The 14,619-nt window shown below is 54.4% G+C and carries 12 protein-coding genes; 4 read left to right on the top strand and 8 right to left on the bottom strand.

The genetic code is table 11. The features are described 5' to 3' along the window. Window positions 1-101 precede the first annotated feature (101 nt). Window positions 102-1,316: an EAL and HDOD domain-containing protein gene (locus ABHF33_RS00190; protein WP_348945074.1), complete on the top strand. Its 1,215-nt coding sequence runs from the start codon at window positions 102-104 to the stop codon at window positions 1,314-1,316. A 37-nt stretch (window positions 1,317-1,353) separates the two neighbouring features. Here ABHF33_RS00190 and ABHF33_RS00195 read toward each other — a convergent pair whose 3' ends face one another. From ABHF33_RS00195 to ABHF33_RS00210, 4 genes are all read right to left on the bottom strand, one after another. Continuing rightward, window positions 1,354-2,094, bottom strand: a complete 741-nt coding sequence (locus ABHF33_RS00195) for a hypothetical protein (RefSeq protein ID WP_348945075.1) — start codon at window positions 2,092-2,094, stop codon at window positions 1,354-1,356. Between the two features lie 94 nt (window positions 2,095-2,188). Next, a complete protein-coding gene (tadA, locus tag ABHF33_RS00200) occupies window positions 2,189-3,436 on the bottom strand; it encodes a tRNA adenosine(34) deaminase TadA (protein ID WP_348945076.1) in 1,248 nt (415 codons plus the stop codon). A 52-nt stretch (window positions 3,437-3,488) separates the two neighbouring features. Further along, window positions 3,489-5,141 carry a DNA repair protein RecN gene (gene recN / locus ABHF33_RS00205; RefSeq protein ID WP_348945077.1) on the bottom strand — a complete coding sequence of 551 codons (1,653 nt, stop codon included), beginning with the start codon at window positions 5,139-5,141 and terminating at the stop codon, window positions 3,489-3,491. A 266-nt stretch (window positions 5,142-5,407) separates the two neighbouring features. Beyond that, the gene (locus tag ABHF33_RS00210; RefSeq protein ID WP_157669373.1) at window positions 5,408-6,283 is read right to left on the bottom strand and encodes an NAD kinase; all 876 of its coding nucleotides are present in this window, start codon (window positions 6,281-6,283) and stop codon (window positions 5,408-5,410) included. A gap of 225 nt (window positions 6,284-6,508) precedes the next feature. Between ABHF33_RS00210 and hrcA the strand changes: the two genes are divergently transcribed. The 3 genes from hrcA (at window position 6,509) to ABHF33_RS00225 (ending at window position 9,181) form a co-directional block, all read left to right on the top strand. After that, window positions 6,509-7,516 (top strand): heat-inducible transcriptional repressor HrcA, encoded by a 1,008-nt coding sequence (hrcA, locus tag ABHF33_RS00215; protein WP_348945078.1) that lies wholly within the window; start codon window positions 6,509-6,511, stop codon window positions 7,514-7,516. Window positions 7,517-7,622: 106 nt separating this feature from the next. Next, on the top strand, window positions 7,623-8,672 hold the full coding sequence (mltB, locus tag ABHF33_RS00220) for a lytic murein transglycosylase B (RefSeq protein WP_348945079.1): 1,050 nt from the start codon (window positions 7,623-7,625) through the stop codon (window positions 8,670-8,672). A gap of 173 nt (window positions 8,673-8,845) precedes the next feature. Then, a complete protein-coding gene (locus ABHF33_RS00225) occupies window positions 8,846-9,181 on the top strand; it encodes a hypothetical protein (RefSeq protein ID WP_348945080.1) in 336 nt (111 codons plus the stop codon). Between the two features lie 32 nt (window positions 9,182-9,213). On the opposite strand, the gene ABHF33_RS00230 is transcribed toward ABHF33_RS00225, so the two are convergent. Genes ABHF33_RS00230 through ABHF33_RS00245 form a run of 4 tightly spaced genes read right to left on the bottom strand, consistent with a single transcriptional unit; the run spans window position 9,214 to window position 14,596 of the window. Beyond that, entirely contained in the window at window positions 9,214-10,797 is a 1,584-nt protein-coding gene (locus ABHF33_RS00230; RefSeq protein ID WP_348945081.1) for an HD domain-containing phosphohydrolase, read from the bottom strand. A 17-nt stretch (window positions 10,798-10,814) separates the two neighbouring features. After that, on the bottom strand, window positions 10,815-13,151 hold the full coding sequence (locus tag ABHF33_RS00235; RefSeq protein ID WP_348945082.1) for a GspE/PulE family protein: 2,337 nt from the start codon (window positions 13,149-13,151) through the stop codon (window positions 10,815-10,817). Window positions 13,152-13,153: 2 nt separating this feature from the next. After that, window positions 13,154-13,924 carry a 3',5'-cyclic-nucleotide phosphodiesterase gene (locus tag ABHF33_RS00240; protein ID WP_348945083.1) on the bottom strand — a complete coding sequence of 257 codons (771 nt, stop codon included), beginning with the start codon at window positions 13,922-13,924 and terminating at the stop codon, window positions 13,154-13,156. 3 nt (window positions 13,925-13,927) lie between these two features. Further along, window positions 13,928-14,596 (bottom strand): FHA domain-containing protein, encoded by a 669-nt coding sequence (locus ABHF33_RS00245; protein WP_348945084.1) that lies wholly within the window; start codon window positions 14,594-14,596, stop codon window positions 13,928-13,930. Window positions 14,597-14,619: the final 23 nt, after the last annotated feature.

Genomic DNA, 14,619 nt, shown 5'->3' on the forward strand with positions numbered 1-14,619 from the left:
TCCGCATGCTCAATTGGCTATTGAACAAAATTCTGCCAGAGGCATCGCCGGCCCCCGCTACTGCCGCCTCTGCCGCTACGCCAGCCGTTCCGCGATCGCAAATGCCACCAACCCTGCCCGGCCTGCTGCGCCGGCGGGCGGTTTACAACGCGCATTGGCAAATTGCCGCCTACAGCTTCACCTTGCGCGAGCTCTCTCATCACGAACATCAGGGCGAAGAATACAGCCACGATGAAGTGCTGTTGTGCGAAATAGAGCGGCTACTGGAAGCGCAAACGATGAGCAGCGGCATCTGGCTGGGTGTGCACTGGAAAAATCTGCCACTACTGAGCCAGCATCATTTCAACGGCAGCACGGCCATCACGATTATTGCGCACGGCGAACCGGATTGGACGTCACTCGATATCAACGCTGTACTGGGCGATTTGTCAGCCAGCTACAGCATCGGTGCTACCGCCAAACGCTGGCATCTGAGTCAGCCCCAGCTTGGTGAACGCCTGGCCCTGATTGAACTCAACGTGCAATCGCCTGATTTTGCTGTACTCAGCCAGCAGGTGAACGAGTGCCGGAAAATTGCGCCGAATGCCCAACTCTGGGTCAACGACATCGACAGCCGTGAAGCGGCTGAGGCCTGCTTTCAGCTGGGTGCCGACTACGTCAGCGGACGTGTTTTCAATTGGCCCCAGGCCCAGCAGCTGAGCTTTCCGGACAGCTTTTTGCGGCTAAATCAGGTGCTCAATCTGGTCCGCCAAAACACCGATGCAAAAATCATTGCTGCCGAGCTGAAAAGTGATCCGGCACTGAGCGCACGCCTGCTGCGCTACGTCAATTCTGCGGCGCTGGGTTTGGCGCAGCCGATCAGCAATCTGGATCAGGCTATTGTCGTGGTTGGCAATCAGCGCCTGTACCGCTGGCTGTCTTTACTGCTGTTTTCCTGCAAAGGCGATCAGGAGCTGGACCAGACGCTACTGGAAACCGCTCTGACGCGCGCACGGCTGATGGAGCTGGCAGCGGCCACGCGATTTAGTGCGAGTGAATGTGAATTATTGTTTCTGACTGGGCTATTTTCGCTGCTGGATTTTTTGCTGCGTGTACCACGCTCACTACTGCTGGCAGAGCTAAATCCACCCGCGACCATCAGCGATACACTGCAAGATAAAGCCACTGCATTCACCCCCTACCTGCAGCTGGCTGAATGCAGCGAGCTGGGCTGGCCGCCCGAAGATTTGCTGGCTCAATGCCAGCTCGACAGTGCAGAATTTAACCGGATCCAGATTGATGCCAGCCTGTGGGCGCTATCTGCACTAGCGAGCTAGCGGCGTTTTCTACACGCCAAGATGAGCCTAGATACGATCAGGAGCGGCCACCGCCATTGCCGTTCCCTCCTCCGTTCCCACCACCATTTCCACCGCCGTTTCCTCCACCATTCCCGCCGCCGTTACCATTGCCATTTCCGCGTCCACCACCTTGACCGCCACCTTTTCCGTTATCGGAGCCTGACCCTGGTGATTTCCCGCTGTTCGCCGTGTCTTTGCTGCTGTGATGCTGGCTGGATTTTTTATTCTGCGACTGATTTTTGACCACTTCGCTCCGGCGGTTTTGCTGCGATAAAGCGCGCTCATTGGCACGGCTTTTAGAGACGACACTACCCAGATTAAGCCCCATTGAATTGGCAATCGCTCCCCAGCCCATCCCTGATGCACGTAAAGAAGTAATATTCGACATGGCTTGCGCCAGCTCGGCAGAAGTCGGGTTGCTGATATTGCTCTTTTGCAAGCTGGTTTGCGCCAGCGACAAAGCAATATTCACCTCACCCCAGCCCATGCCTTTTCCTGTTCCGGTGATCGTGCTGGTGGTGCCGGAAGTGCTTGTCAGCGTGATGTTTTGCCCCGAGCGTAATCCGCTCACCAGCGCTGTAGCATTTTGTGTCGAGCCTGCCAACTGCGAGTAATTAGCCGCCAGACGCTCGCCCACTTGCTGGCTATTTTGCTTGGCCGCAATGGTATTGGTACGTTGTGCGCTGTCGTCGAGCACATCGGCCTGCGCAGTTGTCGCACACAACATGGCGACAGAAATCAGCAAGATATTGCGCATGATGGCATCTCCTTTCAAACATGCTGATTCAAGCTATGCTGTCGCCGACGAAATACACGCTTTAAAGCCGCGCCCTGCTGACCAATGGAATGAATTACTCCGAGAGCAAGCGCTCCTTCAGTGCCGCCTGTAGATTAGCAGTCAGCCCCAAGACATCGGCAAGATAATGGGGCATCGAACCGGCCTGCTTTTTCACTTCGTGCATGGCGGCTTTCAAGTATTGCGCCTGCACGCCAAAAATAGCGTGCAGAATACGAATGTCGCCACCAGCCGCCACACAGCGCTCGATCAGCGGCTGGTATTTGGCAATCACTTTGTCGTGGCTGCTCAGATAATCACGCAAAATGGCCTCGTGCGGCACACCCAGAAGACTGAGCAGCAAAACGGATGCCCAGCCGGTACGGTCTTTGCCTGCCGTGCAGTGAATCAGCAAGGGGTATTGCTCTGTAGAGCAGATAGTATTTAGCCAGTGAGCATATACCTGCTGCGCTGTCGGGCTAGCCACCAGATCGCGGTACAGCGCTAGCATCATCTGCTCAGCACCGCCATTGCCCAGATGCCGCTGCAGCAAATCGGGGCGCTCGAGCATTTGGGCGACATCGAAGGCCAAGGTTTGCTCGGTATCGGCGAGCACATCCAGCCAGTAGTTTTCCGCGCCCGGCAGGTGCGGATCTGGATGGCGCACTTGCTCACCATAGGAGCGAAAATCCCACACGCTGCGCAGCTGCAATGCCTGCGCGGCTTTCAAGCTTGACTCAGGTAAGCCAAACCATTGCTCGGAGCGAAACACCATTCCCGTTTTCACCGTGCGGCCATCGGCAGTTTTTAGTCCGCCCAGATCTCGCAGATTATTCAATCCTGCAATCTCAATATCCCGGCTGGTTTTTTTCTGCGCGGCTCGGCGCTGGGCAAAAAAATCGCCCAACAAGGCACTGGCTTCATGCTGGCACAAGCCAGATTCGATGTGCGTCTGGTGATTGAGTTTGGGTTCGGCGAATGGGTTGATTACGCTGCCCGCCGCACCGGTTTTGGCATCATTTGTGGCGTAAACCACCCGCTTGAGGCGTGAGTGCAAAATCGCGCCAGCGCACATGATGCAAGGCTCGAGCGTTACATACAGCTCGCAATCGCTAAGGCGGTAATTGCCCAGCTGCTGGGCAGCGGCGCGGATCGCCAGCATTTCGGCGTGCGCACTCGGGTCGTGCGTCGCAATCGGTTGATTATGCGCGCGGGCGATGATTTGCCCCTGATGCACCACCACCGCACCAACAGGCACCTCGCCCTGCGCCGCCGCTTTAGCGGCCTCGGCCAGAGCGGCCTGCATAAACTCAAGATCACTCATCGGGTATCAAACGCCTTCATCAAGCCGACTATGATACCGCCAAGCTACCTACCTAAGCCAACATCTCGGCCGCGTGCTGACGCGTCGTATCGGTGATTTCGAGCCCACCGAGCATGCGCGCAATTTCTTCAATGCGCTCTTCATGGCTTAATTGCGCAATACTGCTGCGCACGCCGTCTTTGGCTTGCGCTTTGGCCACTTGCAAATGCTGCGCGCCGCAGGCGGCCACTTGCGGCAAATGTGTGATGCACAGCACCTGACGGCTTTGGCCAAGCTCAGACAACAGCCGCCCAACAATTTCGGCCACACGCCCGCCGATACCAACATCGACCTCGTCAAAAATCAGCGTTGGCACATTCGCCACCTGGCTGGTCACCACTTGCAGCGCCAAGCTAATGCGCGACAATTCGCCGCCTGAGGCCACTTTGGCCATTGGCCGCAACGGAGAGGCGGGGTGATTCGCCGTTTGCAGCTCGATTTGCTCTAGGCCAAATGCGGCAGGCTGCGTTTGTTCAATTAATACCACTTCGCAACGGCTACCCGACAGTGCTAGCGTTTGCATTTGTTCAGTCACGAGCTTGGATAAGGTCTTAGCCGCTTTGGCGCGTTGCTTGGATAAGTTTTCCGCGTGTTTGCGGAACTGGCTTTCGGCTTGCGCGACCTGTTTACGCAAGGCATCGAGCCCTTCTGCGCCGCCCAACTCGGCCAAACGCGCCTGCCACTCGGCCAATTGCTCAACCAACATGGAAGGATCAACGCGGTATTTACGCCCGGCGCGATATAGCGAATCCATCCGCGCTTCAACATCGGCCAAGCGGCTCGGGTCGAGCTCCAGTCGATCAGCATAATGGCGCAAGCTTGATACTGATTCGGATAGCTGTGCCTCTGCGCCAGCCAGCAATTCCAGCGTTTCATTAATCGCCGGATCGAACTCGGCGAGCTGACTCAGGCGATGGGCAACGGTAGCCAGCCAGCTTTGGCAATTGTCATCGCCATCGGCCAATGCATCCAGGCCGCTTTGTACACCTTCAATCAGGCTAGCGGCGTGGTGCAGGCGTTTATGTTCGGCCTGTAATTCCGGCCATTCATCTGCGGCAATCGCCAAGCCGCCAATTTCATCAATTTGCCATTGCAGCCGCTCGCGCTCCGCCTCGAAACGATCGGCATTTTGCTCAGCCGATTGCAGCTCGTTCGCCAGGCTATGCCAGTGTTGGTAATGCTTGGCGACCTCACGCGCCAGATTTGTCGCGCCAGCATAGGCATCGACCAATTCGCGCTGCGCGTCGTGTCGCAATAGCGATTGATGCGCGTGCTGACCATGAATATCGACCAGCCACTCGCCCACTGCTTTGAGCTGATTTAAGGTTGCTGGGCTGCCATTAATGAACGAGCGCGATTTGCCGCTGGCGTCGATAATGCGGCGAATCAGCAACTGATCGCCCTCATCACTAAAGCCTTGCTCCGCGAGCCACGCAGCCACTTGCGGCAGATTGCTGGTGGCAAACTCCGCAGACAACTCGGCACGCTCGCAACCATGACGCACCACACCCGCATCGGCGCGCTCGCCCAGCAACAAGCCGAGTGCATCGATAATGATCGATTTGCCCGCGCCGGTTTCGCCGGTGAGCACCGTTAGGCCGTTGGCAAAATCCAGATCAAGTTCACGAACAATAACAAAATCGCGTAAATGCAGAGCAGACAGCATGGAGCGGCGCGCCTCAATAAGAACGAACGTTCACTTTAAGGAAAGTTTGGATTTTGGGCAAGAGGGAAAAACAGGATGTGGGCGATTAACTGCAAAATCAGTTTTATCGACCGACTAGAAAAGAATAAAAAGCGAGCTGGAAACGTAGCGAGAAACTTGAGTACAAGGCAAAAATCGACGAAAAACCGGAATTTACCGAGGTAAATGAGGATTTTGAGGAGATTTTTAACGCAGTAATCAAGCTTCGCAGTAGTTTCCAGCGGTGATTACAATAACTTCTCACCCCAGCGCAACTTAGCCCGCAACATATCGTAGTAGCTATACCCATGCGGATGCAGAATGCGCAGCGAGTTGGTATAGCGGCGGATCAGGACTTTATCCATTTCCTGTAGTTCAAAATCGGATTGATTGTCGAAATACACCCGAGCGTCTTGGCCGCGGGTGAGCAGAAATTCGACTTGGGCGTTTTCAGACACCACAATCGGGCGATTCGACAGTGATTGCGGGCAGATCGGCACCAAGGTAATCGCCGGTAGCGATGGGTGCAAAATCGGGCCGCCGGAGGCCAGCGCATACGCGGTCGAGCCGGTTGGTGTTGAAACGACTAAGCCATCCGAGCGCTGACTGTAGACAAACTGGCTATCAACAAAAATCTCGAATTCAATCATCGAACCTATCGAGCCACGGCTAAATACCACATCGTTAAACGCCAGCGAGGTATTAATGGTTTTGCCCTCGCGCAAAATGCTCGCTTCGAGCAAGATGCGCTCTTCAGGGACAAATTGCCCGGCCAGAATATTGGGGACCGATTTTTCCATCTCATGCAATGGAATATCAGTCATAAAGCCCAGCCGCCCCTGATTAATACCCATCAGAGGTATACGGTACGGTGCCAATAACCGTGCGACTGACAGCATGGTACCATCCCCCCCTAGCACAATCACCAGATCGGCCAGCTTACCGATGTGATCGCGATCAACGCATTGGTAAGCGCTAATTTCATGCTCTTGCGCAATTTTGCCTTCGATCAGGACTTTGACATCGCACGATTCGAGCAGGGCCGCGAGGCGGCGGATCGGGTCGCCCAGCGATGGCGTATTGAGGCGCCCCACAAGGGCGATGGTTTTGAATAGGCTGTGCATGGCGTTGAAGGCTTGAATTTATCGGGGAGCAGCCGCATTAATATACCAAAGAGCAGGTAAAATCCAGCGAAAAACGGCTGCAAAGCATGAATTGCTGCTAGCTCTGCACTCGCTACGCATCGAAAAAATGGCTCAAAATCCTCATTTACTCGAGTAAACTCCGGTTTTCGCCATTTTCTGCCTTGCACTTCATACTTTTCGCTCGTTTTTGACTTAGGTAATCCCATGCATCTGAACGACCGATCTCAAATTCTGCTCAAAACGCTGGTCGAGCGCTATATCGCCGACGGCCAGCCGGTGGGCTCGAAAGCCTTGTCGCAATTTTCGGGGCTGGATGTCAGCAGTGCGACGATCCGCAATGTGATGGCCGATCTGGAGCATCTGGGTCTGGTGGCCAGCCCGCATACTTCGGCGGGGCGGATTCCCACCGCGCAAGGCTATCGGCTGTTTGTCGATACGCTGCTGGCAGTGCAGCCGCTGGAGCAAATCCAGATCACCACCACGCATGCGCTACCCAATGATAATCCGCAGCACAGCATTGTGGCGGCGTCGCAATTATTGTCACAGCTGACGCAATTTGCTGGCGTGGTGATGACGCCCAAGCGCAGCGAGCTGCATTTAAAGCAAATCGAATTTTTGCCACTCGGTGATAAGCGCGTGTTGCTGATTTTGGTGACCAATGATGGCGATGTGCAAAACCGCATCGTGCAAACCGAGCGCCATTTTGCGCCCAACGAGCTCATCAACGCTGCTAACTTTTTAAATGAGCATTGCGCCGGAAAAACGCTGAGCAATCTACTGGGCTGGCTGCAAAGCGATGTCATTCGCGTCAAACAAGACCTGACCAGCCTGATGAATGCCGCTGTGGCAGTCAGCAGCAATCTCAATAGCGAACATATGGTGATTGCTGGCGAGCACCAATTATTAGGCCTGCATGATTTTTCCGGCGATATGCAGCGCATGCGTCAGCTATTTGAACTTTTTGAACAAAAAACCGCCCTATTGCAATTACTTGAGCAAGGCCACCACGCCGAAGGCGTACAGATTTATATTGGTGGCGAGTCGGGCCTAGCGCCGCTCGATGAATGCTCGGTAATTACTGCGCCCTATCAAGTCAATGGCGAAGTCGTTGGCACGCTGGGCGTGATTGGCCCAACGCGAATGGCGTACGAGCGCGTGATACCGATTGTGGACATCACCGCCAAGCTGCTGAGCTCGGCCCTCTCTAATTAAGTACTCATTAAGCGAACTAACCCAATTAATCCGGCGCAGGTGAATCACCGACCTACGCCCCGTTCAGCGCCAGCGCGCCGAATCCGACCCCAAAACTGAGCGAACCATGAATTTCAAAACCCTAGCCGCGACCCTCCTCCTCACCCTCAGCAGCACCGCCGTCTTGGCCGACGACGAATTAATCAGCCGCCCTGAAGTGCAGCAATACATCAACAAAACTGCACTGGATCATGGCTTTGCCCCCGAGGAAATCGCGGGCTGGCTGCAACAGGCCGAATTCAAAGGCAATATCATCACGATCTTGGACAAGCCCTCCACCAGCCGCCCATGGCATGAATTTGAAGCCAATTTCGTTAACAAAACCCGCATTAACAATGGCGCCAAATTCTGGCGCGAAAATGCGATTTTGCTTGGCGACATCACGCGCAAATACCAAGTTGCCCCCGAGGTATTGCTCGCCATCCTAGGCGCAGAAACGAATTACGGCCGATACACCGGCTCATTCCGGATTGTCGATGCGCTATCAACCATTGCATTTAATTACCCGCGCCGCGCTGAATATTTCCAGGGAGAGCTCACCCAACTATTCCTACTGGCGCGCGAAGAGAAGAAAGACCCACTGAGCTTTAAAGGCAGCTACGCCGGCGCGATGGGCTGGCCCCAATTTATGCCCACCTCGTTTCGCAAATGGGCGCAAGACTGGGACAAAGACGGCTTTCACGACATCTGGAGCAACCCCGGCGACGCGATGGCCTCGGTGGCCTACTACCTGAATCAGCACGGCTGGCAAGACGGCGGCGACACCTACACCGCGGTCAACTTCAATGGCGATCCGACTCAATTGGTGGCCGATAAATTCAAGCTGCACTACACCGTGGACGAGCTGATCGCCAAAGGCGTGGCACCGATTAATGAAGTCAACACCAAGCAGCAAGCAGTGCTCTACACACTGGAAACCGAGCCGGGCTTTATCCAGCACTTTTTGGGCTTTAACAATTTCTACGTGATCACCCGCTACAACAAGAGCACGCTGTACGCGACTGCGGTGTTGCAATTGGCCGATGAAATCAAGAAAGCCTATGTCAATGGCGACGATCTGCCCAAACCGGCAGCAGCCAAAAAGCTTGCCAAGCAAGTGGACAAGGCCAGAAAATAAGCCATGGGTATATGCCTACAGCGGAATATAGACAAGACCTGCAGACAGATACCCATTAAAGCCAATTCAATCTAGCGCAGAAAAACCGCAAGTCCCTGAAAGCAAATTGACAGACTGCGCAAATAAACCCAAAGTAAGCAGCATTCACTCCACGCAGCAATAAGGACAAGTCGATGAATGCTTGGTTTTTCAGTTTTGGATTGCCGTTTCTGATTCTGGGTGCGCTGCTCGGTGGCGGGCTGTATGCCCTGTTTGCGTCAATGATGTATAGCTACCTCAAAGACAACTACAGCGACGCCCTGCCGCCACGGATTGACGTTTTTCTGAATGATTACGAAGCCATGGGCGGTTTTATGGCCGGGATCTGGTACGCGCAAAGAACCGGGGGCTGGAAAAGAATAGAAAGCCGTGTATGGCGCTATTTCTTTGTCGCCACACAATCGCTAGGCTTGTTTGCCATGTTGTGTTGCGTTGCCTTTTGCGCGGCGTTTTTATTTATGCCGCGCTAAATGGCGCATTTCGGATACCAGAGGCCTGAAACTCAGGCTTCGAGCTGAGCCAGTAGTGCGGCAATATCCACCTCATCGACCTGGCTTTGATTCAAAAAGCGCGTGGCATAGTCAAACCAGACCCGCTCACGCAGAAAGATTTTGAGTAGTTCCTTGTCGACGTGCTGCTCGCACGCCATGCGCGTCAGTATTTTTAGCGCCACCGAGAGCTTCATCCCGTCTTTATACGGTCGATCACGCGCGGTCAGGGCTTCAAATACATCGGCAATACCCATAATCCGTGCCTGAACACTCATTTGCTCGCGCCTCAGACCGCGCGGATAGCCCTTGCCGTCCATGCGCTCATGATGCCCGCCTGCGTATTCGGGGACGTTTTTCAGGTGCGCGGGCCAAGGCAGCGCTTCGAGCATCTGGATGGTGATTTCAATATGCCGGTTGATAATGTCGCGCTCGGCAGCCGTCAGGGTGCCTTTGCGGATTGACAGATTTTCCTGCTCGTTAGCCGATAAAAAATTCTGCGCCGTGCTCGCCAGAGCAGGCTGCCAGCTGCGCGTGGCAATCGCCGCAATCCGCGCAATATCTTCATCGGGCAGCATTTCACCACCCTTGTTCACCGCACGGATAAAATCGCGATCAGCTAGCAGATCCTGGCGCTCCTGCTCGTAGCGCTCGGCGGTGATCACTCCGCGCAGCAAGGCGATTTCCAGATCGCGCAGCAGCACTTCAAAGCGCGTATCGATCAGCTCGATCCGGTCAAAAATGGTTTGTAATTTGGTGGCTTTATCGACCACATGCACCGGCGTGGTGATTTTGCCGCAGTCGTGGAGCAAGCCTGCAATTTTCAACTCATAACGATCGCGTTCGGTCATTGAAAATGAGGCCAATTCGCCCGTTGTACAGCGGTTGACTGCATCAGCGAGCATCATGGTCAGCTCGGGCACGCGCTGACAGTGGCCGCCGGTGTAGGGCGATTTGTCGTCAATCGCCAGATTGATCAGATTGATAAACCCTTCAAAGAGTTTCTGCAGCGATAAAATCAGCCGCCGATTGGTGAGCGCAATCGCCGCTTGCGACGCCAGCGACTCGACCAGATGCTGATCATTGAGGGTAAAAGCCTCAATTTCATGCTGATCATTCAGGGCATTGATCAGCTGCAACACGCCAATAATGCGCCCTTCATGGTCGCGCATCGGCACCGACAGGAACGATTTGGAATGATAGCCCGAGTGCTGATCAAAACGGCGAGTGCCCGAAAAATCATAGTCCGCACTGGTATAGGCATCGACAATATTGATCGTGCAATTTTGATTAACAGCGCACGCCACCACATTAGCCAGATTGGGGCGACCGTCTGCCAGCGTCAACGGCACTGGAGGCAGCGTGACAGGTATGCCGCTGGTGCCGCCTTGCGCCAGCCCCAGTGTGGTATTGAGCAAAATCTCAAAATGCAGCGCATTGTCTTTAAGCAGATACAAGGTGCCCGCATCAGCGCGTACCAGATCGGTCGCGGCCACCAGAATGCTCTCGACCAGACGCTTGATCTGCGTTTCACCCGATAAGGCCACACCAATCGCATTAAGTTTGTTCAGGCGCTGCTGTAATTCTTGTTCGTTCATTTAATACCCCCATGGGGTCACTTGATGCAGACCTTCCTGATCTGGGCCATGTCGGTCATACCCTGCATGACTTTTTCAATGCCATCCTGTTTCAAGGTGCGCATGCCTTCGTCCAGCGCGCAAGACAATAGCTCGGCCACACGGGCGTGCTCCTGAATCAGCTTTTTAGCCGCATCCGTGCCCACCATCAACTCGTGCAAACCGACACGCCCTTTATAGCCCGTGCCGCCACATTCGTCACAACCTTTGGCTTTATAAAGCTGATACCGGCCTTTGGGTGCATAGGCTTGCTGCCATTCGGCGTTCAACTTTTGACTCGCCGCCTCCGGGTCGGCCTGCCACTGCGGTGTACCGAGCAAATCACTGCTGTATTCAGCCAGCATTTGCTCAATTTCCTTTGCGTCTGGCTCATAAGCCGTTTTGCAATGCGGGCACAAACGCCGCGCCAGCCTTTGCGCCAGAATGCCCAGCAGGGCATCGGCAAAATTGAAAGGGTCCATCCCCATATCCAGCAGGCGGATAATCGATTCCGGTGCGCTATTGGTATGCAGCGTAGCCAGCACCAAATGCCCGGTCAGCGATGCCTCAATACCCACACTGGTGGTTTCGGCATCGCGCATCTCGCCCACCATAATGACATCGGGGTCGGCGCGCAGGAAAGAGCGCATGATGGAAGCGAAACTCAAACCAGCCTTGCTATTGACCTGCACTTGCCGCAGGCCTTGCTGGGTAATTTCCACCGGATCTTCTGCAGTCCAGATTTTGGTCTCTGGCGTGTTGAGGTATTTCAATACCGAATGCAAGGTGGTGGTTTTACCCGAGCCCGTAGGGCCGCAGACAAAAAACAGGCCGTATGGCTTGTCTATCACCGACTTCAGACGCTGCAGATTGCGCTCGGATAAAGCCAGCTTTTCCAAAGGCAATGGCTCACCAGCGGCCAGAATACGCATTACCACGTCTTCAAGACCACCAGCCGTTGGCACTGTCGCAACGCGCAGCTCAATATCCAGCGTAGGGACGTATTTTTTGAGCTTGATTTTGCCATCCTGCGGTTTGCGCCGCTCGCTAATATCCAGATCGCACATGATCTTGATCCGGGTCACCAGCGGATTGCGGTAAGCCGAAGGCACCTCGCGATAATGCACCAACTGCCCGTCACGCCGGAAGCGGATTTGCGTTTTGGCCGCGCCAGGATAGGGCTCGATATGAATATCCGATGCGCCCTGCTTGTGCGCGTCGACAATAATCTGGTTTACCAAGCGAACCACCTCATTATCCTGTGCTGCGCTGACTTCATCGACCGTCAGCGGGGTAGATTCGTCCTCGGCATTCATGTCATCGAGCAGCGTGTCGATACTGCTGGCATCAAGCACGCCAAAAAACTGCTCCAGCGTTTGCAAAAATTCCTGCCGGGTTGTGACACGAATCTGCAGTTTGCGCGTACCGAAAAACTGCAAGGCACCGCCGCGCACGCGCTCCGGATCGGTCGTCATGACTACAACGCCCTCAGCCGATTCATCAATCGGTATCCATTGCTGCTCGGCCAGATATTCGCGTTTGAGGTTTTTCAGAATGTCGAGCGGCTTGATGCGCTCGCGCCGGAATGGCTCGTAAGGCTGGCCAAAAAACAGGGCTAGCGAGGCGCCGATCTGGGCGTTACTGACGCTATACCCCTCCTGCAGCACTTTTTCGATGTCCTGCTGTTTTTTTTGCGCCTCACGCAAAGCCACCTGCCAGGCCGCCGGAGATAGCGCCCCCGAAACGACCAGCTGCTGATATTTATGCTGCGGAACAAAAGGATAAGCCGTACTCTGCCGCTGCCTGAAAGCCACCGCCAAGGTCTTGGCGAGCAAGCCAACACCTTGCAGCATGGGCTCAACAAATGGCTGTTGAGTCCGGTTATTGATCAGCTGAACCACGCCCAGCAGCACGCCATCGCCGTCATTCAGAATCGGGGCAACCAGCATTTCCCGGGTATGAAAACCGGTTTTCTGATCGACCAGCTGCAAAAATTGCAAGCTGCTCGAATAGGATTGCAGCTCGGCCTCGTCATACACATTGGCAATATTGAGTTGCTGCTTATGATTGGCGACAAAACCGGCAATGCTGCGATCATTAATCGGGATGCGCAGCTCCTTGACGCCTTCCAGACCCGTTTTCACCTTGGCTAGCAAATCCTTGCCATCATCACTGACGGTGTAGAGCGTAATCCGCTCACACGCGAATACCTGACACATCGGTGCGCTGATCTCGATCAGAATTTCGTCCAGATGGCTCGTTGCATGTATTTTGGTGGTCAAACTTTGCAACGCTTGCATAAAGTCGAGCGTCAACGCGGAAGGTGAAGTGGTCATAATCAGAACTCGATAATTTCGCCCTGCAATAAACGACGAATGGGGTGGAGGTGATCCAGTTGCAGCACTTCACGGATTGTCAGCTCGCTGTCTGCGGGCTTTAAATGAGTGATCAGCACTTCCGCACCGCCCCGCCATTGCTGCAACTGCTCGGCCAGCGTACTGGAGCAAAGGTGTTTGGCGGCATCGGCAATCGCGTGCTCTTTATCGGCAAATGCAGTTTCAATAATTAGCGCCTGCAAATTGTCGATTTGATTGACGGCGCACCAGAATTCATCACCCCCAATCGTATCGCCACTAAATACAATAGACGCAGAATCGGAGCTCAGCAAAAACGCGACGGCCGGGATGGTATGAATTGCAGGCAAAGGCGTAATGCACAACTCGCCCACTTGACAGGGCTGGCCTAATTCATGTTCGACAAAAATCAGGCTGGGCTGCTCAACGCTGGGGATGGTAGAGAAATCAGGCCAAATCAGCCAGTTGAAAACATGCTTGCGCAGCAAGTCGATGGTTTGCGCGCTGGCATGGACATAAATCGGCTCAGTGCGCGAGCCAACCACCGAATCGAGCAGCAAAGGCAGGCAGGCAATATGGTCAAGATGAGCATGAGTGAGGAAAACATGGTCAATCGCCAATAGCTCAGCGTGTTGTAGATCGCCCACGCCGGTGCCTGCATCGATCAGCACATGCTGATTGAGCAGAAACGCGGTGGTGCGATTGTCGCCACCGATACCACCACTGCAACCGAGAACGCGTAATTGACAGCTCATGGTTTACCTAAAGAAAAATGCCATCCTGATTCCCATCACTTCGATGAGATCTTCTTCAACGAGTAATTGCGGCTTTTCCGAAATTTCGCGTGAATTAACCAAGGGGCGGTGCTCGCCTTCGATATGCGTAATATAGTAATCATTACCGCGTTTGCTCAAAGCCACCACTTGCAATCCTGCCTTGCCCAAAGAAGTGACTTCCTTGCTCAGAACCAGCTCTCGCCCGGCGTTGGCCCCGGTCAGCACCCTGATCACCGCTTGCTGGCCTGCGCGCGCTGGTTCTGGCGCTCTGGCCGGTTTGGCTTTCTGGATCGGTGCAACACCTGCAACTGGCGCTGACATAACCATGGTTTTTTCAAATTCTTCCTGGCGCGCGGCGGCTACCGGATCACGAAAGAAGGCAATTGTGTACTTGCCCAGCAGCAGTTCATCACCACTTTTCAGCGGATGGCGGCTGATTTTTTCGCCATTGAGTACCACACCATTGGTGCTTTGCATGTCTTCGACAAAATAGAGCTGCCCCACCACTTCCACCACGGCATGCAGACCGGAAATAGCCAGATTATCAATCTGGATATCATTATTCGGCCTGCGCCCTATCGTGGTGCGTGGGCGGGTCAGGCGAAACTCCTGAATAATCTGTCCATCCAGACTTAATACCAATTTTGCCATTAGCGACGATTCCATTTCATGCA

This window comes from Chitinibacter sp. FCG-7 (genome assembly GCF_040047665.1).
Classification (GTDB): domain Bacteria; phylum Pseudomonadota; class Gammaproteobacteria; order Burkholderiales; family Chitinibacteraceae; genus Chitinibacter; species Chitinibacter mangrovi.

Coding starts and splice junctions, on each gene's coding strand:
- ABHF33_RS00190 (WP_348945074.1), top strand. CDS start 102: ATGCCACCAACCCTGCCCGGCCTGCTGCGCCGGCGGGCGGTTTACAAC.
- ABHF33_RS00195 (WP_348945075.1), bottom strand. CDS start 2,094: ATGCGCAATATCTTGCTGATTTCTGTCGCCATGTTGTGTGCGACAACT.
- tadA (WP_348945076.1), bottom strand. CDS start 3,436: ATGAGTGATCTTGAGTTTATGCAGGCCGCTCTGGCCGAGGCCGCTAAA.
- recN (WP_348945077.1), bottom strand. CDS start 5,141: ATGCTGTCTGCTCTGCATTTACGCGATTTTGTTATTGTTCGTGAACTT.
- ABHF33_RS00210 (WP_157669373.1), bottom strand. CDS start 6,283: ATGCACAGCCTATTCAAAACCATCGCCCTTGTGGGGCGCCTCAATACG.
- hrcA (WP_348945078.1), top strand. CDS start 6,509: ATGCATCTGAACGACCGATCTCAAATTCTGCTCAAAACGCTGGTCGAG.
- mltB (WP_348945079.1), top strand. CDS start 7,623: ATGAATTTCAAAACCCTAGCCGCGACCCTCCTCCTCACCCTCAGCAGC.
- ABHF33_RS00225 (WP_348945080.1), top strand. CDS start 8,846: ATGAATGCTTGGTTTTTCAGTTTTGGATTGCCGTTTCTGATTCTGGGT.
- ABHF33_RS00230 (WP_348945081.1), bottom strand. CDS start 10,797: ATGAACGAACAAGAATTACAGCAGCGCCTGAACAAACTTAATGCGATT.
- ABHF33_RS00235 (WP_348945082.1), bottom strand. CDS start 13,151: ATGACCACTTCACCTTCCGCGTTGACGCTCGACTTTATGCAAGCGTTG.
- ABHF33_RS00240 (WP_348945083.1), bottom strand. CDS start 13,924: ATGAGCTGTCAATTACGCGTTCTCGGTTGCAGTGGTGGTATCGGTGGC.
- ABHF33_RS00245 (WP_348945084.1), bottom strand. CDS start 14,596: ATGGCAAAATTGGTATTAAGTCTGGATGGACAGATTATTCAGGAGTTT.